The 20231-nt window shown below is 71.9% G+C and carries 21 protein-coding genes; 9 read left to right on the top strand and 12 right to left on the bottom strand.

What is annotated here, in order from left to right; translation table 11 throughout:
- Positions 1–38: 38 nt before the first annotated feature.
- Positions 39–443, bottom strand: coding sequence for an ester cyclase (locus ABZ444_RS21405; protein ID WP_357999461.1), 405 nt, complete (start codon positions 441–443; stop codon positions 39–41).
- A 47-nt stretch (positions 444–490) separates the two neighbouring features.
- Between ABZ444_RS21405 and ABZ444_RS21410 the strand changes: the two genes are divergently transcribed.
- Positions 491–1132 (top strand): TetR/AcrR family transcriptional regulator C-terminal domain-containing protein, encoded by a 642-nt coding sequence (locus ABZ444_RS21410; RefSeq protein WP_357999464.1) that lies wholly within the window; start codon positions 491–493, stop codon positions 1130–1132.
- Here ABZ444_RS21410 and ABZ444_RS21415 read toward each other — a convergent pair.
- Positions 1062–1748: a TetR/AcrR family transcriptional regulator C-terminal domain-containing protein gene (locus ABZ444_RS21415; RefSeq protein WP_357999467.1), complete on the bottom strand. Its 687-nt coding sequence runs from the start codon at positions 1746–1748 to the stop codon at positions 1062–1064. The two genes, ABZ444_RS21410 and ABZ444_RS21415, sit on opposite strands and share 71 nt — an antisense overlap.
- A gap of 51 nt (positions 1749–1799) precedes the next feature.
- On the opposite strand from ABZ444_RS21415, the gene ABZ444_RS21420 reads away from it, so the two are divergent.
- The gene (locus ABZ444_RS21420; protein ID WP_357999469.1) at positions 1800–3281 is read left to right on the top strand and encodes an FAD-dependent oxidoreductase; all 1482 of its coding nucleotides are present in this window, start codon (positions 1800–1802) and stop codon (positions 3279–3281) included.
- Here ABZ444_RS21420 and ABZ444_RS21425 read toward each other — a convergent pair.
- Both ABZ444_RS21425 and ABZ444_RS21430 read right to left on the bottom strand, forming a co-directional pair.
- Positions 3256–4509, bottom strand: coding sequence for a cytochrome P450 (locus ABZ444_RS21425; RefSeq protein WP_357999472.1), 1254 nt, complete (start codon positions 4507–4509; stop codon positions 3256–3258). The two genes, ABZ444_RS21420 and ABZ444_RS21425, sit on opposite strands and share 26 nt — an antisense overlap.
- 61 nt (positions 4510–4570) lie before the next feature.
- The gene (locus ABZ444_RS21430; protein WP_357999475.1) at positions 4571–6115 is read right to left on the bottom strand and encodes a GMC family oxidoreductase N-terminal domain-containing protein; all 1545 of its coding nucleotides are present in this window, start codon (positions 6113–6115) and stop codon (positions 4571–4573) included.
- Between the two features lie 147 nt (positions 6116–6262).
- Between ABZ444_RS21430 and ABZ444_RS21435 the strand changes: the two genes are divergently transcribed.
- The 3 genes from ABZ444_RS21435 (at position 6263) to ABZ444_RS21445 (ending at position 9579) form a co-directional block, all read left to right on the top strand.
- A complete protein-coding gene (locus ABZ444_RS21435) occupies positions 6263–7798 on the top strand; it encodes a long-chain fatty acid--CoA ligase (protein WP_357999478.1) in 1536 nt (511 codons plus the stop codon).
- A 62-nt stretch (positions 7799–7860) separates the two neighbouring features.
- On the top strand, positions 7861–8574 hold the full coding sequence (locus ABZ444_RS21440) for an HAD-IA family hydrolase (RefSeq protein WP_357999481.1): 714 nt from the start codon (positions 7861–7863) through the stop codon (positions 8572–8574).
- A 9-nt stretch (positions 8575–8583) separates the two neighbouring features.
- Complete coding sequence (locus tag ABZ444_RS21445) at positions 8584–9579, top strand: phosphotransferase (RefSeq protein ID WP_357999484.1); 996 nt, start codon at positions 8584–8586, stop codon at positions 9577–9579.
- 13 nt (positions 9580–9592) lie between these two features.
- Here the strand turns inward: ABZ444_RS21445 and ABZ444_RS21450 are convergent, their stop codons facing one another.
- On the bottom strand, positions 9593–9955 hold the full coding sequence (locus ABZ444_RS21450) for a DUF488 family protein (RefSeq protein ID WP_357999487.1): 363 nt from the start codon (positions 9953–9955) through the stop codon (positions 9593–9595).
- A gap of 94 nt (positions 9956–10049) precedes the next feature.
- On the opposite strand from ABZ444_RS21450, the gene ABZ444_RS21455 reads away from it, so the two are divergent.
- On the top strand, positions 10050–10427 hold the full coding sequence (locus ABZ444_RS21455) for a hypothetical protein (protein ID WP_357999490.1): 378 nt from the start codon (positions 10050–10052) through the stop codon (positions 10425–10427).
- Positions 10428–10481: 54 nt separating this feature from the next.
- Here ABZ444_RS21455 and ABZ444_RS21460 read toward each other — a convergent pair whose 3' ends face one another.
- Positions 10482–10844 carry a helix-turn-helix domain-containing protein gene (locus tag ABZ444_RS21460; protein WP_357965800.1) on the bottom strand — a complete coding sequence of 121 codons (363 nt, stop codon included), beginning with the start codon at positions 10842–10844 and terminating at the stop codon, positions 10482–10484.
- Positions 10845–10906: 62 nt separating this feature from the next.
- Here ABZ444_RS21460 and ABZ444_RS21465 point away from each other — a divergent pair, with 62 nt between their 5' ends.
- A complete protein-coding gene (locus ABZ444_RS21465; protein ID WP_357999493.1) occupies positions 10907–11290 on the top strand; it encodes a DUF4440 domain-containing protein in 384 nt (127 codons plus the stop codon).
- Between the two features lie 36 nt (positions 11291–11326).
- On the opposite strand, the gene ABZ444_RS21470 is transcribed toward ABZ444_RS21465, so the two are convergent.
- The 4 genes from ABZ444_RS21470 to ABZ444_RS21485 form a co-directional block, all read right to left on the bottom strand.
- The gene (locus ABZ444_RS21470) at positions 11327–12586 is read right to left on the bottom strand and encodes a cyclopropane-fatty-acyl-phospholipid synthase family protein (protein WP_357999496.1); all 1260 of its coding nucleotides are present in this window, start codon (positions 12584–12586) and stop codon (positions 11327–11329) included.
- Positions 12587–12588: 2 nt separating this feature from the next.
- A complete protein-coding gene (locus ABZ444_RS21475; RefSeq protein WP_357999765.1) occupies positions 12589–13938 on the bottom strand; it encodes an FAD-binding oxidoreductase in 1350 nt (449 codons plus the stop codon).
- Positions 13939–14068: 130 nt separating this feature from the next.
- Positions 14069–15052 (bottom strand): 2-hydroxyacid dehydrogenase, encoded by a 984-nt coding sequence (locus tag ABZ444_RS21480; RefSeq protein WP_357999499.1) that lies wholly within the window; start codon positions 15050–15052, stop codon positions 14069–14071.
- Complete coding sequence (locus ABZ444_RS21485; RefSeq protein ID WP_357999502.1) at positions 15049–16587, bottom strand: serine/threonine-protein kinase; 1539 nt, start codon at positions 16585–16587, stop codon at positions 15049–15051. The genes ABZ444_RS21480 and ABZ444_RS21485 overlap by 4 nt, the downstream gene beginning before the upstream one ends.
- Before the next feature lie 221 nt (positions 16588–16808).
- Here ABZ444_RS21485 and ABZ444_RS21490 point away from each other — a divergent pair, with 221 nt between their 5' ends.
- A complete protein-coding gene (locus tag ABZ444_RS21490) occupies positions 16809–17930 on the top strand; it encodes a CaiB/BaiF CoA-transferase family protein (protein ID WP_357999505.1) in 1122 nt (373 codons plus the stop codon).
- A 7-nt stretch (positions 17931–17937) separates the two neighbouring features.
- Here the strand turns inward: ABZ444_RS21490 and ABZ444_RS21495 are convergent, their stop codons facing one another.
- The gene (locus ABZ444_RS21495; RefSeq protein ID WP_357999508.1) at positions 17938–19167 is read right to left on the bottom strand and encodes an FAD-dependent monooxygenase; all 1230 of its coding nucleotides are present in this window, start codon (positions 19165–19167) and stop codon (positions 17938–17940) included.
- An 82-nt stretch (positions 19168–19249) separates the two neighbouring features.
- Here ABZ444_RS21495 and ABZ444_RS21500 point away from each other — a divergent pair, with 82 nt between their 5' ends.
- Positions 19250–19768, top strand: a complete 519-nt coding sequence (locus ABZ444_RS21500; protein WP_357999511.1) for a helix-turn-helix domain-containing protein — start codon at positions 19250–19252, stop codon at positions 19766–19768.
- Between the two features lie 10 nt (positions 19769–19778).
- Here the strand turns inward: ABZ444_RS21500 and ABZ444_RS21505 are convergent, their stop codons facing one another.
- Positions 19779–20231, bottom strand: coding sequence for an effector binding domain-containing protein (locus tag ABZ444_RS21505; protein ID WP_357965819.1), 453 nt, complete (start codon positions 20229–20231; stop codon positions 19779–19781).

Genomic DNA, 20231 nt, shown 5'->3' on the forward strand with positions numbered 1-20231 from the left:
GGGCGCGCTGCCGCCGCCGGCCCTGGCGGGCAGGCGGGTCAGTCGGTCTCCGGCCAGTCCCAGCCCAGCTGGAGGAACAGGCCCAGCCGGTCGCTGACCGCGCGGATCTCGCTGATCCGGCCCTCGCGCAGAGTGACCAGGAAGATCGCCTCGACCTCGAAGCTGCGCCCGGTGGGCACGGGCATGCGCGGGTGGGTGCCGGAGTGCGTGCCGGTCATGCGGATCCGGGCGACCAGCTTGTCCCCCTCGGCGACGACCTCCTCGACCTCGATGTGGAACGGGTCGAACGCGTCGAGCTGCATCCGGATGCCCTCGAAGGCGGCGCCGGGCTCGTCCGGCTCACCAAAGATGATCTTGTTGTGGTCGACGACGTCGGAGGTCAGGTAGGCGCCCAGGTCGTCGAGGCGGCGTTCGTTGACGGCGGTGAAGAAGTCGGCGATCACGGTCGGCTCTCTCTCTTACGATGTAAGACGGCAGTATCTTACGGTGTATGAGAGAGCGGATGTCAAGGGAGCGGGTGCTGGAAGCGGCGCTCGAACTCCTCGATCGCGAGGGCGCGGCCGGGCTGTCCATGCGCAGGCTGGGCAAGGAGCTGGGCGTGGAGGCGATGACGCTCTACTACTACGTGCCGAACAAGGACGCGGTCCTCGACGGGCTGGTCGAGCTGGTGCTCTCGCGCGTCACGATCGAGCCCTCCGGCGACTGGCGGGTGTGGATGCGGGCGTTCGCCGAGTCGATCAGGGCCGAGCTGCTGCGGCATCCGGCGCTCATGCCGGTGGTCGCGATCCGGCCGGTGGCCACGCCGGGAGCCCTGGGCATGGTCGAAGGCGCCGCCGCCGCGCTGACCCGGGCGGGCTTCACGGCCAGGGAGGCGCTGCACATGATCAACGCGGTGTCGACGTTCGTGATCGGGCACACGCTGGCCGAGGCCGGGCCGGACAGCCCGCAGCAGCCCGACCTGGACCTGGCGGACTATCCGGTGCTGGCGCGGGCGGTCGCCGACGGCCTCGGCACGCCCGAGGACCACCGGGAGCGCTTCGGGCTGGCCGTGGCGGCCCTGCTCAGCGGACTTGCTCCGCGAACCCCCGCAGCAGGCACGCCAGCCCGAACTCGAACTGGTCGCCGAAGCTGAGGTCGTCGGCCTCGACCACCCGCCGGTTGAACTCCGGGTAGGCGCCGGTGGCCATCACCTCGCGGATGTAGGGGCCGACCACGGCCCGCCACTCCTGCTCCGACAGCCCGGTACGGCGCAACGCCTCCTGCTCGGCCAGCTCCTTGGCCACCGCGCCGAGCACGTAGTCGCCGATCACCCCGATCACGGCGGCGGCCCGGGTGATGTCGGAGGTCAGCGACCGGGCCGCGGACAGCGCGTGCTCCACCCGCCGCAGCGAGTTGGGCCCGAGCGCCGGCCTGCTCGTCATCAGCGCGGCCAGCCACGGATGGCGCAACACGCCCGCGCGCTGGTCACGGGCCACCCCGGCCAGGTCGGCCCGCCAGTCTCCGGTCAGCGGGCCGGGCTCGCCCTCGCCCCACACCGCGTCGACCATGAGGTCGAGCAGCTCGTCGCGGTTCTCCAGGTAGCGGTAGAGCGAGGTGGTGCCCGACTTGACCTCGCTCGCCACCCGGCGCATGGACACCGCGTCGAGGCCCTCGGCGTCGGCCACCGCGATCGCGGCCCGCACGATCGCCTCGACGCTCAGGGCCTGACGCTTCGGCGCGTACGGCTCGCGACTCCACACCAGTGACATCCGGCTCCCCCCCTCTGGCCTTCATCGTACGCCTGTGGTTACAGTGTGCCCATGACGGAAACAGTGTTCCCACGAATCATCGACGTCCTGATCGTCGGCGGCGGCAGCGTCGGGCTGAGCGCGGCCGTGTTCCTCGCCCGCCACGGCGTGCCCGCCCTGGTCGTCGAACGCGAGCCCGGCCCGCGGGCGCACCCCCGCGCCACCGGCATCGGCCCGCGGACGGTCGAGCTGCTCCGCGAGGCGGGTCTGGAGCGGGCGGTGGACGAGGTGGCCATCGACATGACGAACGCGACCCTCGGCAAGATCACCGTGGACACGCTGGCCGGCGCCGACCTCGCCGCGATCGCGGCCGACCTGCCCGCCCGGACGCGGACGTTCGACGCGGCGGCCTACAGCCCGGCCCGGCTGCGCGGCATATGCCCGCAGAACCGGCTGGACCGGGTGCTGCTCGACGCCGCCCGCGAGCGCGGCGCGCACGTCGCGTACGACACCGAACTGCTCTCCCTGGACCAGGACGCCGACGGCGTGACGGCGGTCGTGTCCGGCCCGGACGGGACCCGCACCCTGCGCGCCCGCTACGTGATCGCCGCGGACGGCGTGCGCAGCGGGGTGCGCGCGGCGCTCGGCATCGGCGTGACCGGCCCCGGCGCACTCGGCCCCGAGCTGCACAACGTCATGTTCCACGCCGACCTGAGCCACCTGACCGACGGGTACGGCTTCGCGCTCGCCGAGATCACCACCCCCGACGCGCCCGGCATGCTCATGGCGATCGACGGCGAGACCGAATGGGTCTTCCACACCGCCCAGGAACCGAGCCCCGACCTGGTCAGGACCGCGATCGGCGACCCCGGCCTGAAGGTCGGGATCGTCAGCGTGCTCGGCTGGCGGGCCCGCGGCCAGGTCGCCGACCGGTTCCGCGCAGGGCGCGTCCTCCTGGCCGGCGACGCGGCGCACGCCGTGCCGCCGACGGGCGCGTTCGGGCTGAACACGGGGGTCGCCGACGCCCACAACCTGGCCTGGAAGCTGGCCCGCGTGCTGACCGGCCGGTCGGCGCCCGCGCTGCTGGACACCTACCACGACGAGCGGCGGCCGGTCGCGCTGCTGGCGCTGGAGCAGTCGCAGCTGCGCATGCGGGACCTGCGGATGCACTTCGGCTCCGGCCCCGAGGCCGCCCGGCTCAGGGCGGAGGCGGGCGCGGTGAACGCCCCGATCGTGCACGTCGGCTACCGTTACGGCGGCGCCTCGGCGGTCGAGGGCCTGCCCTCCACCGAGGACGTGACGCTCTGCCTCGACGGCACGCCCGGCTCGCGGCTGCCGCACGTGTGGATCGGCGAGCGGTCCAGCCTCGACCTGGTCGGGCCCGATTTCAGTGTGTTCACCGGCACGCCGGTGCCTGACCCGGGCGTCCCGGTGCACGTGGTCGAGGGCTGGCCGTACGGAACCGTGCTGGTGCGGCCGGACGGGTTCGTGGCCTGGCGCGGCGCGGACGACGCCCTGGCCGAGGCGGTCAGAACGTGTACGGCAGGCGCTTGATGCCGTTGATGAAGTTCGACAGCAGGAAGTCGGGCTCGCCGGCCGTCCTGATGCCGGGCAGGCGGGTGAACAGCTCGCGGAACATCACGCTCATCTCCCGGCGCGCCAGGTGGGCGCCCAGGCAGTAGTGGGGCCCCGGGCCGCCGAAGCCGACATGCGGATTGGGGTCGCGGGTGATGTCGAAGACGTCCGGGTCGGTGAAGACGGACTCGTCGCGGTTGGCCGAGTTGTAGAAGAGCAGCACCTTGTCGCCCTTCTTGTACGGCACGCCGTTCAGCTCGTGGTCCCGGGTCAGCGTGCGGCGGAACTGGATCACCGGGGTCGCGAAGCGCACGATCTCGTCGCACGCCCGGCCGACCCGCGCGTCGAAGTCGGCCAGCAGCAGTTCCCGCTGGCCGGGATGGTCGGTGAACAGCTTCAGACCGTAGGCGATGGCGTTGCGGGTGGTCTCGCTGCCGGCCACCACCAGCAGGATGAAGAACGACCCCAGCTCCTGCGGGCTGAGCCGCTCCTCGCCGCCCACGAGCAGGCTGACCAGGTCGCCGGTCGGGCGTTTGCGGCGCTCGTCGCCGAGGCGGGCGGCCATCCTGTTCAGCGAGTAGCCGGCGCGCAGCAGCTTGGCCAGGCCGCGGGCGACGTTGACGCGGCTGAAGTCCGGGTCGATGCCGGTGTACTCGGGGTCGGCGTTGCCGAGGATGACGTTGGTCCGCCGCAACACCGTGTCATGAAATTTCGGCGGGATCCCCATCATGTCGCAGATGACCCGGACGGGGAGCCGGGCGGCGACCTGCGCCACGAAGTCGCCCGGCCCCTGCTCGATCGCCTGGTCCACGATCTCGGCGGCGGCCCTGGCCAGGTCCTCCTCCATCTTCGACAGGATGCGCGGGGTGAAGGCCCTGGAGACGATCCTGCGCAGGCGGGCGTGGCGCGGGTCGTCCATGTTGATCATCGAGCCGAAGTAGACGCTGAGCCAGCGTGGCATGTCGGGGATGCTGTTGGAGCACGGCTCGCTGCTGAAGACGGCCGCGTTCCTGCTGGCCTCGGTCACGTCGGCGTGGCGCACGAGGGCGTGGTAGCCGGGCCCGCCGCCGATGAACGGCACGGTCTGCTCCGGCACGAAGAGGGGCCGTTCGAGCCGGCGCAGGCGGCGGAAGGTCTCCAAGCGGTCCGCCTGCGGCAGTCCCCAGAACGGTATCTGCGAGATGTCCAGATCCGCGGAGAGCGTCATACCGTACAAGCCTTGGGCAAGTGCTCACTTACGTCAAGGTCCGCCGCGTCGCGGCGCCCGGCTACCGGTTCCCCAGGATCAACTCGGAGCCCTTCTCGCCGATCATGATCGCGGGGGCGTGCGTGTGGCCGCGGTTGAGCGTCGGCATGACGGACACGTCCACCACCCTGAGCCCTTCGAGGCCGCGCACCCGGAGCGACGGGTCCACGACCGACCCCTCGTCGACGCCCATCCGGCAGGTGCCGACGGGGTGGTAGAGGGTCTCGCCGCGTTCGCGCACCCACTGGGCCAGCTCCTCGTCGCTCTCCGGCCCCCAGTACGGCGCCATCGGGCCGCCCGCGTACCGCTTCATCGCGCTCGTCGCGAACACCTGCTTGGCCGTCCTGAGCCCGGCGACCAGGCGTTTGACGTCGGCCTCCGCGCTCAGGTAGCCGGGGTCGATCAGCACGTCCCGGCCGCTCAGCCCGACCCTGCCGCGGCTCTCCGGCTGCAGCAGGACGACGCCGACGGTCAGGCCGTGGCCGGTCGGCGGGGTGAGCCCGTGGTCGACGAACGGGCCGGGGGCGAAGACGAGCTCGATGTCGGGGGCGGGCTCCTCGGCCGAGGTCCTGACGAAGGCGACCGCCTCGCCGACGTTCGTGGTGAGCATGCCCGAGCGCAGCACGATGTAGCGCAGCAGGTTCACCAGGGACTCGGCCTTGGTCAGCGTCACCGGCTCCTTGCACTCGACGTACACGCCGGAGGCGAGGTGGTCCTGGAGGTTCTTGCCGACCTCGGGCAGCTCGCGCACGACCGGCACCCCCGCGTCGCGCAGCTCCTCGGCCGCGCCCACCCCGGAGCGCATCAGCAGGTACGGCGAGCCGATCGCCCCCGCCGACAGGACGACCTCCTTCGCCGCCCTGACCAGGGTGCCGCCGCTGTGCTCGATGCCGACGGCGCGGGAGCCCTCGAACACCACGCGGTCCACGGTCGCGCCGGTGAGAACGGTGAGGTTGGGCCTGGCGGCGGCCGGGCGCAGGTAGGCGTCGGCCGCGCTCCACCTGCGGCCGCGGTTCTGGGTGACGGGGGTGGGGCTGTAGCCCTCGTTGGAGCGGCCGTTCAGCTCCGCCAGCCGGGTCAGGCCCAGCTCCTCGCAGGCCCGCAGGAAGGCCGCCGTGGTGACGTTGGGGCTGCGCAGCTCGGAGACGTAGAGCGGGCCGGAGGTGCCGTAGACGCCGCCGTGGTTGCTGCCGACGCGCTGCTCGGCCCTGGTGAAGTAGGGCAGGACCTCCTCGTACGTCCAGCCGGGCACGCCCCACTGGTCGTAGTCCTCCTGGCAGCCGCGCACCCACATCTGCGCGTTGAGCGAGGACGAGCCGCCGATCACCCGCCCGCGCGGCCAGTAGAGCTCGCGGCCGGACATCTCGCCCTGCTTGGCCGTCGTGAAGTTCCAGTCGTAGTCGGTCTTGAACAGCTTGGCGAAGCCGGCGGGCATGCGGATCTCCAGCTTGTCGTCATGCCCGCCCGCCTCGACCAGCGCCACCGACACCGACGGGTCCGCCGACAGCCGGTTGGCCAGCACGCACCCGGCGGACCCCGCTCCGACGATCACGTAGTCGTACTGCATGAGCACTCCAGGGGGCTAAGTAACCTGTCACTTGCTTACTCCAGGTGAGCTGGCGCGTCCATATGCATCTGTAACCTTGGTTACCTACCGGTCGGTATGGGCGGATGCCAAGATGGCCGCAAGCGCGTACAGAGGAGGAAGGCGTTCATGCTCAACTTGTCGGTCGTCCTGGAGGACAGCGCCAGAAACAACCCCGACGGCACGGCGATCGTCTTCGGCGACATGCGCCTGCCGTACGGCATGATCGACACTGTCGCCCGCCAGGTGGCGAACCTGCTGGTGTCGCGGGGCATCGGCAAGGGCGACAAGGTGGCGCTGGCCTGTCCCAACCTGCCGTACTTCCCGTTCGTCTACTTCGGCATCCTCAAGGCCGGCGCCACCGTGGTGCCGCTGAACGTGCTGCTGCAGGGCCGGGAGATCGCCTACCACCTCGACGACAGCGACGCCAAGGCGCTGTTCTGCTTCGAGGGCTCGCCGGAGCTGCCGCTGGGCGAGCGCGGCAAGGCGGGCTTCGAGGCCGCGGACGGCTGCGAGCACTTCTTCGTGCTGCCCGCCACCCCGCTGGCCACCGAGTCCCCGTACGGCGAGACGGTGTGGGCGGCGCTCAACGGCGTGCCGGCCGACTTCGAGACCGTGCAGACCGACCCCGAGGACACCGCCGTGATCCTCTACACCTCGGGCACCACGGGCCAGCCCAAGGGCGCCGAGCTCAGCCACCAGAACATGCTGATGAACGCCCTGATCAGCGACCGGATGTTCCCCCGCAGCGAGGGCGGCGACACCTACCTCGCGGTGCTGCCGCTGTTCCACTCCTTCGGCCAGACGACCGTCATGAACACCGCCTTCATGCGCGGCGCGACGGTCGTGCTGATGCCGCGCTTCGAGCCGGGCGAGGCCCTGGAGCTCATGCGCAGGGAGAACGTGACGACCTTCGCCGGCGTCCCGACGATGTACTGGGGCATGCTCACGAAGATCCACGCCGAGGGCGCCGAGGTGCCGCGCAGCCTGAAGGTGGCCGTGGCCGGCGGCGCGTCCTCGCCGGTGGAGGTGCTGAAGGACTTCGAGCAGACCTTCGGCATCGGCATCCTGGAGGGGTACGGCCTGTCGGAGACCTCCCCCGTGGCCAGCTTCAACCAGCTCGGACGGCCCACCAAGCCCGGCACGATCGGCACGCCCATCTGGGGCGTGGAGATGAAGCTGATCGAGGGCGACTGGAAGACGGTCGAGGGCGAGGGCCCCGGCGAGATCGCCATCCGCGGCCACAACGTCATGAAGGGCTACTACGGCCGCCCGGAGGCGACGTCCGAGGTGCTGAAGGACGGCTGGTTCCGCACCGGCGACATCGCCACCCGCGACGCCGACGGCTACTACGCCATCATCGACCGGGCCAAGGACATGATCATCCGTGGCGGCTTCAACGTCTACCCGCGTGAGCTGGAGGAGGTGCTCATGACCCACGAGGCGGTGTCGCTGGCGGCGGTCGTGGGCGTCCCGCACGAGTCGCACGGCGAGGAGGTCAAGGCGTACGTCATCCGCACGCCCGGCTCGTCGGTCACCGAGGACGAGCTGATCGCCTGGGCCAAGGAGAACATGGCGGCCTACAAGTACCCGAGGATCGTCGAGTTCCGCGACGCCCTGCCGATGACGGCGACGGGCAAGATCCTCAAGCGCGAGCTGCGCTGACCGGCCGCGGCGCGGGCCCCGGCCCGCGCCTTCCGGCCGCACCGACTCCTGCGCCGACCAGCGTGCCGGCCTCTGCGCCGGCCACCGAGCCGGCCACCGAGCCGGTCGCCAAGGCGCGGCCGCTCGTGCTGTTCGACCTGGACAACACGCTGATCGACCGGCTGGCCGCGTTCCGGCTGTGGGCGGCCGAGTTCGCCGCGGGGCGCGGGCTGGGCGCCGACGCCGTGGACTGGCTGGTGCGGCTGGACGCCGACGGGTCCGTGCCGATGGACGTCTTCTTCGCCCGCGTACGCGAGCGCTTCGCGCTTGCCGAGCCCGTCCAGGAGTTGTGGCGGGCCTACCGGGCCAGGCTGCCGTGGCTGGTGGAGTGCCGTGCCGAGGTGCTGGCGGGGCTCGACCGGCTGCGGGCGGCGGGGTGGGCGGTCGGGATCGTGACGAACGGGATGACCGACAACCAGACGGGCAAGATCCGGCGTACCGGGCTGGCCGAGCGGGTGGACGGCTGGGCGATCTCCGGTGCGGAGGGCGTGCGGAAACCCGGCGCGCGGCTGTTCCGGATCGCCGCCGCCCGGTGCGGAGCCGTGCCGGCGGGCGGGTGGATGGTGGGCGACGACCCGGACAAGGACATCGCGGGCGGACGCGCGGCCGGATTGCGGACGATCTGGATCGACCGCGGGACGGGCGCGGCGGCTCCCCCTGCCGACCTGGCGGTGGACGACGTGCTCGCGGCCATGGAGCTGTTGATCGGGATGCCGGGCGGCGAGGGCGGCCGCTAATGTGGCCGGATGCGTGACAGGCCCGCGGATCTGGACGAATCGCTGCTGGTGTCCGCCCTGGAGGCGTGGGGGATCGAGGCCGTCGGGCTGACGTACGCGCCGGTGGGCTTCGGCGACCACCACTGGATCGCGACCGGCGCCGACGGACGGCGCTGGTTCCTCACCGCCGCCACCCTCCCCCACGAACCGCGGGCGGCCGGTGAGCTGGACGGGGTGGCGCGAGTGGCGTTCGGGGAGCTGGGGCGGGCGCTGGAGACGGCGGCGGCGCTGTCCGCGACCCTGAGGTTCGTGGTCGCGCCCGTGCCGGACCTCGACGGCGGCGCGCTGCTCCGCCCGCTCGCCGCCCGGTACGCGCTGAGCGTATTCCCGTTCGTCGACGGCGTCACCGGCGGCTTCGACGACGAGCCGGCCGACCACGACCGCGCCCAGGTCATCGACCTGCTGGCCGAGCTGCACGGCACGGCCCCACCCCCGTCGACCCCGTCCCGCCCGCTGCAGCCGGCCGGACGGGCGGCGCTGGAGCGCGCCCTCGCCGAGACCGGCCGCCCGTGGACCGGCGGCCCGTACGCCGAGCCCGCCCGGGCCCTGCTCGCCCGCCACGCCGGAACCCTGCACACCCGGCTGCGCGACTTCGACCGCGGATGCCGCGACCTTGGCCCTCCCGTCGTCACCCACGGCGAACCGCACCCCGGCAACCTGCTCCGGCACGAGGGCCGCTGCCTGCTGGTCGACTGGGACACCGTCGGCCTGGCCGTACCGGAACGGGACCTGTGGCTGGTCGCCAGGACCCCCGGCGACCTGGCCAGGTACGCCGCCGCCACCGGCCGTACGCCCGACCCCGCCGCCCTGGCCCTCTACCGGCTGCGCTGGAGCCTCGACGACGTGGCCGAGTACGTCGCCCTGTTCCGCGCCCCGCACGGCCACACCCGCGACGCCGAGCTGAGCTGGCACTTCCTCACCCGCACGGTCGAGGACCTGGCCGCCGGCCGGGCCGCCGCCTTCTGAGCGTTCCCTGTGGTCAGGCGCCGAGCAGTTCGGCGAGCACCGCGGCCTCGCTGATCTCGGGCTGCTTGGTGGCGGTGAGCAGGGTCAGCGGGCCCTGCCCGGCGAGCTCGCGCAGGTGCGCCACCGCCTCGGCCCGCTCCGGCTCGGCCAGCTCGTCCCGGTAGCGGTGGCCGAACTCCGCGAACCGGTCGGGGTCGTGCCGGTACCAGGTGCGCAGCTCGGTGGAGGGAGCGACCTGTTTGCACCATTCGTCGAGGTGGGCGTCGGCCTTGGCCAGCCCGCGCGGCCACAGCCGGTCGACCAGCACCCTGGCGCCGTCGTCCGGCGCGGGCTCCTCGTAGACCCGGCGCACCCGAACCTTGTTCCCAGCCGTCACCGTCCGTCCCTCCCTCGACCGTGACACCACGCTACGCCGGGCGATGCCAAGCGCCGTTCAGGGACCCGGCCGGTGGACGTCTAGGATCCGGGATGTGGACGAGCCGATCCCCGACGCGCTGCTGCCCGTGCTGCGCGACCTGCGCGCCACCTGCGGGGTGCGCCCGGACCTGCGGGAGGAGACGCCGCTGTGGGGCGGCGAGCGGGTGCTCATGCTGTTCGCGCCCGACGGCAGCGGCGTGGGTCTGCGCCTCGACGTCGGCGGCGGCCCGGCCGAGCAGGTGGCCGACCTGGCCGACCAGGCGCAGGAGTGGGCGGTCGAGGCGCTGTGGGGGCAGGGGCTGCCCGCGGTGTGGCCGGAGTGCCCCGAGCATCCCGGCACCCACCCGCTGGCCGCGACGGTGGTGGACGGCGTCGCGACGTGGTCGTGCCCGCACACCCGCGCGCCCGTCGCCGCAGTGGGCCACCTCTGACCCCGGACAAGCCGCGAGCGTGGCGGGCGTCCCGCCCGGGGGCGGGCGCGTCCGTCAGGGGGTCTCGGCGCCCCAGTCCCAGAGCGCCTGGAGCACCGGGCCGAGGCGGCGGCCGCGCGGGGTGAGCGCGTAGTGGACCCGCGGCGGCCAGCCGGATTCCCGGCGGCGGTCGAGCACGCCCGCGCCCGTCAGGTGGGCCAGCCGCTCGGACAACACCTTGTCCGACAGCGCGGGCAGGGCCCGGCGCAGCTCGCTGAAGGTGCGCTCGCCGTGCAGGAGCTCACGGACCACCAGGGTCGTCCAGCGGCCGTGCAGGGCCGCGAGGGTGATCTCCACCGGACAGGACGGGCTCGGCGCGGCGACCTCGGCGCGAGGATCGTCCGGCAGGCCCGGGTGACCAACCGTTTGGGAAGTCACGAGAGCGCCTCCTAACGTGTGCCGCGTCCACCTGAGACCTGATTGCGAGAGGACGTGCGACGATGACGAGGCTACTTGCCGAACGCCCCGAGGACGTGCCCGCGGTGTTCGCCGAGCGGTTCAACACGGGCGACCCGGCGGCCCTGGCGGAGGTGTACGAGAGCGGGGCCGTGTTCGTCCCCGAGCCGGGGACCGGCCTGACCGGCGCGGCGGCCCGCGCCGCCAACGAACGGTTCCAGGCGCTCGGGCTGCCGATCGTGGTCCGGCCGCGGCACGTCTACGCGACCGGCGACCTGGCGCTGCTGATCGTCGACTGGGTCATCGACGGCACCGGCCACGACGGGCAGCCGGTGCACATCGAGGGCACCGCCACCGACGTCGCCCGCCGCGGCCAGGACGGCCGCTGGCGGTACGTCATCGACAACCCCTTCGGCGTGGCGGGGTGAGCCGTGGGGAGAGGGCGGCGGGCCCTCTCCCGCCCGTCACGGCCAGCTGACCGCCGGGCGCAGCTGCACGCCGGACCGGCCGTCGTCGTCGAGCTTGACGCCCAGCACCTGGTGCAGCTGGACCTTGTTGCGCTCGAAGCCCACGATGCAGCCCGCCATGTACAGGGCCCACACCCTGGCCGTGCCCATCCCGACCTCCTGGACGGCCTCGTCCCAGTTGGCGTCGAGGTTGTCGCACCAGTGGCGCAGGGTCTTGGCGTAGTGCTCGCGCAGGTTCTCCTCGTGGCGGATCTCGAAGCCGATGTCCTCCATCTGCCTGACCAGCCAGCCCACGGACTCCAGCTCGCCGTCGGGGAAGACGTAGCGGTTGATGAAGCCGCCCTTGTTGAACGTCTTCTCCTTGCCCGTCGGGCGGGTGATGCAGTGGTTGAGCAGCCGGCCGCCGGGCTTGAGCTTGCCGTAGAGGAACTCGAAGTACGACGGGACGTTGTCCTTGCCGATGTGCTCGGTCAGGCCGATGGAGCTGACCGCGTCGAAGCCGGTCTCCCGCACGTCGCGGTAGTCCATGAAGCGCACTTCGGCGAGGTCCTGGAGGCCCGCGTCGGCGATCGCCTTCTGGGCCCACTCGGCCTGCTGGCGGCTCAGCGTCACGCCCAGCGCCTTGACGCCGTAGTGCTTGGCGGCGTGGATGACCATGCCGCCCCAGCCGCAGCCGACGTCGAGCAGGCGCATGCCCGGCTTGAGGTCGAGCTTCCTGGCCACCAGGTCGAACTTGGTGTACTGGGCCTCCTCCAGCGTCGCGTCCTCCTCGGGGAAGGTCGCGCACGTGTAGGCCATGGACGGCCCCAGCACCCACCGGTAGAACCGGTTGGACACGTCGTAGTGGTGGTGGATCGCCTCGGCGTCACGCTGCTTGGCGTGCCGCGAGCCGAGCCGGGCCAGGGCGCTCTGGCGCACCTCCTGCGGGGGCGGCGGCACCCGCATGAGCAACGGCTTGACGCCCAGCGACCGTACGGCGGCGAGCTTCTCGCCCGCGGTCAGGTCGTTGGTGGTGATGTTCCACATGCGGTCGAGCAGGGTGTACAGGTCGCCGTGCACGTCGATGTGGCCCGAGATGTACGCCCTGGCCAGGCCCAGTTCCCCGGGGGCCTGCGCCAGGTAGGCCACCGCGATGGGCGACTTGACCTCAAGACCGAGGTCGGCGCCGTCGGGACCGGCCTTGCTGCCGTCGTAGGCCATGAACGAGATGTTCGCTTCAGAGCCGACGATCTTCTCAAAGATGCTTGCGAGAGCCATGCTCACCTTCCCCGTACACACTTTTCGTACAGGTCCAGCAGGCGACCGTTCGGGTCGTATTCCCGCTTGACCGGCCAATAAGCATCACCGTTGTACAGCTCCCAGAACTGCTCACGGGCGTAGAAGGAGGTCGAGTAGAGCGACTTGTGGCCGTCCAGCTCGTGTACCGAGTCCTCGATGAGCTTGTTGTAGTAGCCGTCGAACTGGCCGCGCGGCAGCGGGACCATGCCCCAGAAGCCGAAGTTGACGTAGAGCTTGCCCGGCTCCAGCGGGTACAGCGGCCACTGGGAGCTCGCCCGCAGCGGGCACATCCAGACGGGGGTCATGCCCACCTTGTCGTGGAAGAACTCCAGGAACTGCGCGCCGCGCTCGATCGGCACCTCGACGTCCTGGATGACCGACTCCTGGACGGGCTGGTCGCGCCACCGGTCGATGCGGGCGGTCAGGCCGGTCCGCCGGTCGAGGGCGACGAGTCTGCGGTAGACGTCGGAGCGCATCCAGCGGCGCGGCATCAGCGAGCGGACCACCGGCTGCTGCACGCCGAACGCCCGCGAGCACCAGAACCAGTCGGTGTCCCAGCGCCACAGGTAGTCGTGGATGCTCAGCCAGTCGCGGCTGCGCTGCCTGATCGACTGGTAGTAGATGCGCATGCCGGTGTAGTCGGAGACGTAGGGCGCGCGGTCGGCGAAGCGGCCCAGCGTGATGTACATCTCCTCCGGGTCGAAGAAGACGCCGTCCACGAAGTCGACCTGCTCGCCGTCGTGCACCATGCTGTCGCAGATCTCCTGCATGGCCAGCATGCACTTGGCCGCGTCGGTGAACCTGATGTGCGTCAGGTGCACGTACGGCTGGACCTTGCGGAGCTTGATCCGGATGCGCAGGGCGTAGCCGAGCGTCCCGTAGGAGTTGGGGAAGGCGCGGAACAGATCCTGGTGCTCGTTGTCGTCGCGGGCCACGATGATGTGGCCGTCGCCGGTGAGGATCTCCAGTTCCTCCACCGACTCGTGCGGGAGGCCGTCCCTGAAGCTGGTCGACTCGATGCCGAGGCCGGTCACGGCGCCGCCGAGCGTGATCGTCTTGAGCTGCGGCACCACGTACGGCATGAGCCCGTGCGGCAACGTGGCCTCGACGAGGTGCTCGTACGTGGTCATGCCCTGGACCTCGGCCGTCATCGTCGCCGGGTCGACGCTGATGACCTCGTCGAGGTCTCTGGCCGACAGCTTGGCCGTCCTGCCTCCGTCACGGAACCTGAACAGGTTGGACGTGGACTTGGCCAACCGGGGAGCGGCGTCGCCGGGGATCTCGGCGTAGGACTGCCGGATCTGCTCTACTGCCCGTTGGTGTGTCGACATCGTCGTCGTCACGGAAGCACCCCCTTGAGCTGGTAGAGATCGTCCGTAAGACCGTATCTCCCGCAGCCCGGCTCGAACAGACCGGGGTCGTTAAAGACACGAAAACTGTTCATCGTGCCAGGTGAAACGCCTATGTGGCAGGCAAATGCGGAAATCTCCTGCGAACCAGGGGTGAGACCCCGTTGAGCACGGCACGCACCTCTCGTCCCTCCAGTGCCGCGGTGAGGTTGTCCAGCGTGGCCGTGAGCAGGCGCGTCGTCGCTTCGGGCGTCACCCCGGCGGCGTGCGGCGACAGCAGCACGTCCGGCAGATCGCGCAGCGGATCGCCGGCGGGCAGCGGCTCGGTGTCGAACACGTCGAGCGCGGCCCCGCCGAGGTGCCCGTCGCGCAGCGCAGCGACCAGCGCCGCCTGGTCGACGACGCCGCCCCTGGCCGCGTTGACCAGCAGCGCGCCCCGCTTCATGCGGCGCGGGTCGATCAGCCCGCGGGTCTCCTCCGACAGCGCGATCACCACGACCAGCACGTCGCTGGCGGCCACCAGCGTCTCCAGGTCGGCGCGGCCGGGTGCCTGCCGCGGGGACCTGGTCCAGTAGGAGACCTCGCAGCCCAGGGCGCCGAACAGGCGCACGCAGTTCTCGCCGATCGGGCCGTACCCGACGACGCCGACCCGGCGGCCGCTCAGCTCGCGCGGGCGCAGGCCCTGCTGCGGCCACTCCCCCGCGCGCACGGCGGCGTCGGCGGCCCCCAGCCGGCGCGACAGCGACAGCGTGGCGGCCAGGCACCACTCCGACACCGCGACGGCGCTGACGCCCGGCGTGTTGGCCAGCGGCACCCCGGCCTCGGCCAGGGCGGCCAGGTCGTGGCCGTCGACGCCCACGGAGGGCTGCTGCACGAAGGCCAGCGCGGGCGCGTGCTTGACCGCCTCGGCGTCGAGCACGAGCGTGGAGGTCCAGTCGCCGAGCACGATCTCGGCCTCGGGCAGCGCGGCCAGCAGCCCGGCCCGGTCACGGGTGGCGGGCACGCGGACCGTCACCCGGTCGCCGAGCGGGGCGAGCAGGCCGCGCGTCGCCTCCTCGGGGAGCGGCGGCAGGGCGAGCAGGTTCCAGGGGCTCATGCCTTCACCGTAAAGCTGTCGATCACCTGTCGCATCAGTCCCCTGTTGCGCAGCCACTGGTCCTGGGCGACCGTCCAGGACAGGATGTAGGCCGTCTCGCCGGACACCACCGCGCGGCGCACCTCGTGGTAGGTCATGCCCGGCCTGATCCAGTGCGTGCCGGCGGCGCTGGCGGCGGTCCAGGAGAACTCCCACTCGACCGCCCTGACGCCCCGGTGGTCGACCACGCGGCGGCCGCGGCTGATCACCTCCTGGCCCTCCTGCCGCAGCGTCTCCTCCGAGTCACGCAGGATCTGGTTGGCGTCGAGGCTGGAGAACAGGGCCTGGACGCCGAGGTGGGCGTTGCCGTCGCGGCGCGTCCACTCGGTGGCGGACTCGCCCAGCGCGCCCCGCCAGCCGATCGGGCGCAGGATCGACCAGCCGTCCCGCGAGGTCCACGCGCGTACCACCGGGCGCACCCGCCGCACGGTCGGCGTGGGGGTCGCCGACGGCGTCCGGCTCGTCGTGGGCTGCTGCGAGGGGGACGGGCTCAGCGGGCTGGCCGCGGCGGCCGGCTGGGCGGTGCGCGGGGCGCCCTCGGCGGGCGTGGCGAGCTTGAAGTAGGCGACCGCGCCGCCCGCGACGACCACCACGGCGGCGGCGGCCACGGCCAGCACGGCCCGCCCGCGCCCGCTGCCCGGCTTCTTCTCCGGCAGGTCGGTGTAGGCCGGCTTGGCCGCCACCTCGATGGCCGCGAGCAGCCGGTCGGCCTCCTCGGCGTCCACCCGGTCGGCGGGCTCCTTGCGCAGCAGGCCCTTCAGGATCGGATGCATGACCGGCGGGATGCGCCGGTAGTCGGGCTCCTCGTTGAGCAGCGCGTTGATCGTCGCCATGGCCTCGCCGCGGTCGAAGGGCGAGCGGCCGACCATCGCGGCGAACAGCGTCGCGCCGAGCGACCACAGGTCGGAGGGCGGTCCGGCCTCGTCCGCGCGCACCCGTTCGGGGGCCAGGAAGCTGGGCGAGCCGGTCACCATGCCCGTCCTGGTCAGCGAGGCGTCGCCCTCGACCGTGGCGATGCCGAAGTCCATCAGCACCACGCGGCCGTCGTCGGCGAGCAGGATGTTGGCGGGCTTGACGTCTCTGTGCAGGATCCCGGCCTGGTGGGCGGCCTTGAGCGCCGACAGCACCTGGCGGCCCACGTCGGCCGCCTGCCGTACGGGCAGGGCCCCCGAGGTGGCCACCACCTCTTCGAGCGAGGGGTGCGCGACCAGCTCCATGACGATCCAGGGCCGGCCGCCCTCCTCGACCACGTCGTAGACCGCGACCACGGAGGGGTGGTTGAGCTTGGCCGCCGTACGGGCCTCGCGGGCGGTGCGCATGAGGTGGCGCTCCTGCTCGCCCGGCGACAGCCCCTCGGGCAGCAGCACTTCCTTGATGGCCACCTGCCGGTTGAGCAGCGTGTCGTAGCCCTCCCAGACGACGCCCATACCCCCGCGGCCCAGTTCGCGCAGTAACTGGTAGCGCCTGGCGACAAGCCCGTTGCTCTCCGAAACCATGTCCTACCCCTGTAGCGGCGCGAGCGCCTGCTGCAGACAGCCGCTTGACGCCGGCGATCTGTAGACCACCCGAACAGTGGGCAAGTTTCCCATACCTCCCACGAGTTCGCGGGAAGGACGCAAAAGGCCGCTTGCCACGACTTGCCGAATGTTGTTCTACTGAGGCAGGTTCGGAGCCGTGAAGCCAAGCGTTTGCCGGCGCAACTGTCGAGGAGATGTCCATGTCGAAGGGTAGTGGCGGCCCGCTGGCCGGAGTGCGCGTGCTGGAGCTCGCCGGGCTGGCCCCGGGGCCGTTCGCCGGGATGATGCTGGCCGACCACGGCGCGGAGGTGTTGCGGGTCGACCGGGTGAAGGCCGTCTCCGACAGACCTCGTACGGACGTCATGGACCGCGGCAAGCGGACGATCGGCCTGGACCTGAAGTCGCCCGAGGGCGTGGCCGCCTTCAAGGAGCTGGCCCGCAACGCCGACGCGGTGATCGAGGTCTTCCGCCCCGGCGTCGCCGAACGGCTCGGCATCGGCCCCGCAGACCTGCACGCGGTGAACGAGCGGCTGATCTACGGCCGGATGACCGGCTGGGGCCAGGACGGCCCGCTCGCGCCCACCGCGGGCCACGACATCGACTACATCGCGATCTCCGGCGTGCTGTCGATGCTCGGCCGCGAGGACGGCAAGCCGACCCCGCCGATCAACATCCTCGGCGACTTCGCCGGCGGCGGCCTCATGCTCGCCTACGGCGTGCTGCTGGCCCTGTTCGAACGCGAGCGCACCGGCAAGGGCCGGGTGATCGACGCCGCCATGGTGGACGGCGCCGCCCTGCTGTTCTCGATGTTCTACCAGGCCGCGCAGAGCGGCTTCTGGGGCCCGCGCGGCACCAACCTGCTCGACACCGGCGCCCCCCAGTACGACACCTACGAGACCGCCGACGGCGGCTTCCTGGCCGTCGGCTCGCTCGAACCGCAGTTCTGGGACGCCATGGTGAACCTGATGGGCCTGACCGGCCTGCCCGACCGGAACGACAGGACGCAGTGGCCCGCGCTCAAGGCCCGGCTGGCCGAGGAGTTCGCCAGGCGCACCCGTGCCGAGTGGGAGGCCCTGTTCGAGGGCTCGGACGCCTGCGTCTCGCCCGTCCTTTCCATGGCCGAGGCCGCGCGGCACCCGCACAACGTCGCCCGGGGCACGTTCGCCGAGGTCGGCGGCGTGACGCACCCGGTGCCCGCGCCGCGCCTGCTCGGCGTGCCGGCCCCGGACCTGTCGCCCGCCACCCGCCTCGCGGACCTGTCCGCGTGGGGGCTGCCGGCGGCGGAGGCGGAGAAGTTGCGGGAGCAGGGCGTGCTGGCCTGAGCCCTCGTCAGGGGCGGGACGGCGTCGCCGGTCGCGCGTGGGCGGCGTAGTCCTTGAGACGGATCGAGTCGTGCAGGCGCACCCCCTTGCTACTGATCTTGGTCGCGGCCCTGGTCAGGGCGACCGGCACGTGGTTGACCAGCCGGATGCCCTGGGCCAGCGCCCACACGTCGAAGCGGCTCCCCGGGACGATCCCCCTGGCCGCGCGGCGGGCGAAGGCGCGGCTGCGGCGCACGTACTCGCCGATCTCGGCCTCGTAGGCGGGGTAGGCCGTGCGGTGGTCGCCGCCGTGCGCGGCCAGCTCGCCCGCCAGCACGTACGCCCCCACGACCGCCAGGCTCGTGCTGCCGCCCACGGCCGGCCCCGGGCAGTAACCGGCGTCGCCGGCCAGCGTCACCCGGCCGCGTGACCAGGAGTCGAGCCTGAGCTGGGTGATGGAGTCGAAGTAGAAGACGGACGTGCGGTCCACCTCGTCCAGGATCCTGGGGACCTGCCAGCCGAGGCCGCCGAACCGCTCGCGCAGCAGTTCCTTCTGCCGGGCCACGTCCCGATGGTGGTAGTCGAGCGGCTCCGGCGTCCTGAACAGGAATCCGGCCCGCGCGTCGTCCATGTGCGCGGCGCTGTAGACGGCGGCCATGTAGCCCTCGCCCGCCATGGCCTCCATCCGGCCGTCGAGGCCCATGAAGTCGGGCACGGAGGCGACGGCGAGGTACGCGCCGATCCAGGTGGTGAAGCGCTCCTCGGGGCCGAAGGTCAGGCGGCGCACGTTGGAGTGCAGTCCGTCGGCGCCGATCACCAGGTCGAAGCGGTCCTGCCGGCCGCTGTCGAAGCGCACCTCGCCGTCCTCGGAGATCGAGGCGATGGAGTCGCCGAAGACGTAGGCGGCGTCGTGCCGGGTGGCCTCGTAGAGGACCTCGCTCAGGTCGTCGCGCATGATCTCGACGTGCCGGTCGGAGACGGCGGTGAGGACGCGGCGCAGTTCCAGCCGCACGGGCCGCGCCCGGCCCGCGCGGTGGACGGTGAGCCAGTCGGTGCCGGTCCTCCTCGCCGTGACCGGCTCCAGGAGCCCCATCTTCTCGACGATGTCCATGGCGGGCCGGAACAGGTCCACCGCGTGGCCGCCCGACCTCCTGAGCGCCGGGGCCCGTTCGACGACCGTGACCTCGAAGCCGTACCTGGTCAGCCAGTACGCCAGCACCGGCCCGGTGACGCTGGCGCCCGAGACGAGGACCTTCATGGCCGCCTCCTTACTTAACGGTTGGTAAGTCCACGCTAGCACGCGTCCTTACTTAACGGTAGGTAAGGGATAAACTTCAGGCATGCCCAGTGACACCAAGTCCCGTATCCAGGCGGTGGCCCGCGAGCTGTTCGCCGAGCAGGGCGTGCAGAACACCAGCCTGCGCCAGATCTCCGACCGGCTGGGCATCACCAAGCCCGCGCTCTACTACCACTTCGCCTCGCGCGACGACCTGGTGCGCAGCATCGTGCAGCCGCTGGTGGAGGACTTCGAGCGCTTCACCGCAAGGCAGCGGCCCGGCGACCCGCGCGCGCTGCTCGACGACTACTTCGAGCTCATGTGGCGCCACCGCGACGTGACCGGGATGATGGTGCGCGACATCTCGATCCTGGCCTACCTCGACCTGGGTCAGCGCATGTTCGAATGGCGGCGCGAGCTGATCGCCCTGCTGCTCGGCCCCGACCTCACGCAGGCCCAGCAGATCCGCGCCACGCTGGCGCTCGGCGGCATGGCCGACTGCACGGTCGAGTACGCCGGCCTCCCCCTGGAGGAGGTCAAGCCGACGGCGGTCGAGGCGGCGGCCGAGGCGCTCGGCCTGTGACTCCTGCGGCCTAGACGGCCACGTAGAGGTCAGCGCCCTCGAAGTGATGGACCTCCAGGTCCGTGGTGAAGGCGCGGGAGGGCTGGCCACCCGACTCGGTGTGCCGCCACACCTGCTGCCACGCCTCGATCAGCGCCTGCGGCAGCTGGCCGCGGGCCTCCAGCCTGATCGACTTGGCGGCCGGCACGCGCACCGCCACCATGCCCTCGGGCAGGCGCGGCACCGTGCGCACGCCGATGCCGACGATCTGCGTGTAGGCGCCGGTGTGGTCGCTCTCGTAGTCGGTCAGCACCGCGTAGAGGTTCTCGTCGATGCGGCCCGGCACGTGCGCGAAGGCCCCCGGTGCGCCCGCCCGCTGCCACAGCGCGGGCAGCGCGGCCCGGGCCGGATCCGCCTCGTCGGCGTTCGTCGTGCGTACGGCGAAGCCCACGACGGTCAGCTCGGCCCGTTCGACGATGTCCAC

The organism is Nonomuraea sp. NPDC005730, from assembly GCF_040630865.1.
In the GTDB taxonomy this organism is placed as follows: Bacteria; Actinomycetota; Actinomycetes; order Streptosporangiales; family Streptosporangiaceae; genus Nonomuraea.

What these genes read in the sequence shown, in the direction of transcription:
- ABZ444_RS21410 (WP_357999464.1), top strand. Translation starts at nt 491, where the DNA reads ATGAGAGAGCGGATGTCAAGGGAGCGGGTGCTGGAAGCGGCGCTCGAA.
- ABZ444_RS21415 (WP_357999467.1), bottom strand. Translation starts at nt 1,748, where the DNA reads ATGTCACTGGTGTGGAGTCGCGAGCCGTACGCGCCGAAGCGTCAGGCC.
- ABZ444_RS21420 (WP_357999469.1), top strand. Translation starts at nt 1,800, where the DNA reads ATGACGGAAACAGTGTTCCCACGAATCATCGACGTCCTGATCGTCGGC.
- ABZ444_RS21425 (WP_357999472.1), bottom strand. Translation starts at nt 4,509, where the DNA reads ATGACGCTCTCCGCGGATCTGGACATCTCGCAGATACCGTTCTGGGGA.
- ABZ444_RS21430 (WP_357999475.1), bottom strand. Translation starts at nt 6,115, where the DNA reads ATGCAGTACGACTACGTGATCGTCGGAGCGGGGTCCGCCGGGTGCGTG.
- ABZ444_RS21435 (WP_357999478.1), top strand. Translation starts at nt 6,263, where the DNA reads ATGCTCAACTTGTCGGTCGTCCTGGAGGACAGCGCCAGAAACAACCCC.
- ABZ444_RS21445 (WP_357999484.1), top strand. Translation starts at nt 8,584, where the DNA reads ATGCGTGACAGGCCCGCGGATCTGGACGAATCGCTGCTGGTGTCCGCC.
- ABZ444_RS21465 (WP_357999493.1), top strand. Translation starts at nt 10,907, where the DNA reads ATGACGAGGCTACTTGCCGAACGCCCCGAGGACGTGCCCGCGGTGTTC.
- ABZ444_RS21470 (WP_357999496.1), bottom strand. Translation starts at nt 12,586, where the DNA reads ATGGCTCTCGCAAGCATCTTTGAGAAGATCGTCGGCTCTGAAGCGAAC.
- ABZ444_RS21475 (WP_357999765.1), bottom strand. Translation starts at nt 13,938, where the DNA reads ATGTCGACACACCAACGGGCAGTAGAGCAGATCCGGCAGTCCTACGCC.
- ABZ444_RS21480 (WP_357999499.1), bottom strand. Translation starts at nt 15,052, where the DNA reads ATGAGCCCCTGGAACCTGCTCGCCCTGCCGCCGCTCCCCGAGGAGGCG.
- ABZ444_RS21485 (WP_357999502.1), bottom strand. Translation starts at nt 16,587, where the DNA reads ATGGTTTCGGAGAGCAACGGGCTTGTCGCCAGGCGCTACCAGTTACTG.
- ABZ444_RS21490 (WP_357999505.1), top strand. Translation starts at nt 16,809, where the DNA reads ATGTCGAAGGGTAGTGGCGGCCCGCTGGCCGGAGTGCGCGTGCTGGAG.
- ABZ444_RS21495 (WP_357999508.1), bottom strand. Translation starts at nt 19,167, where the DNA reads ATGAAGGTCCTCGTCTCGGGCGCCAGCGTCACCGGGCCGGTGCTGGCG.
- ABZ444_RS21500 (WP_357999511.1), top strand. Translation starts at nt 19,250, where the DNA reads ATGCCCAGTGACACCAAGTCCCGTATCCAGGCGGTGGCCCGCGAGCTG.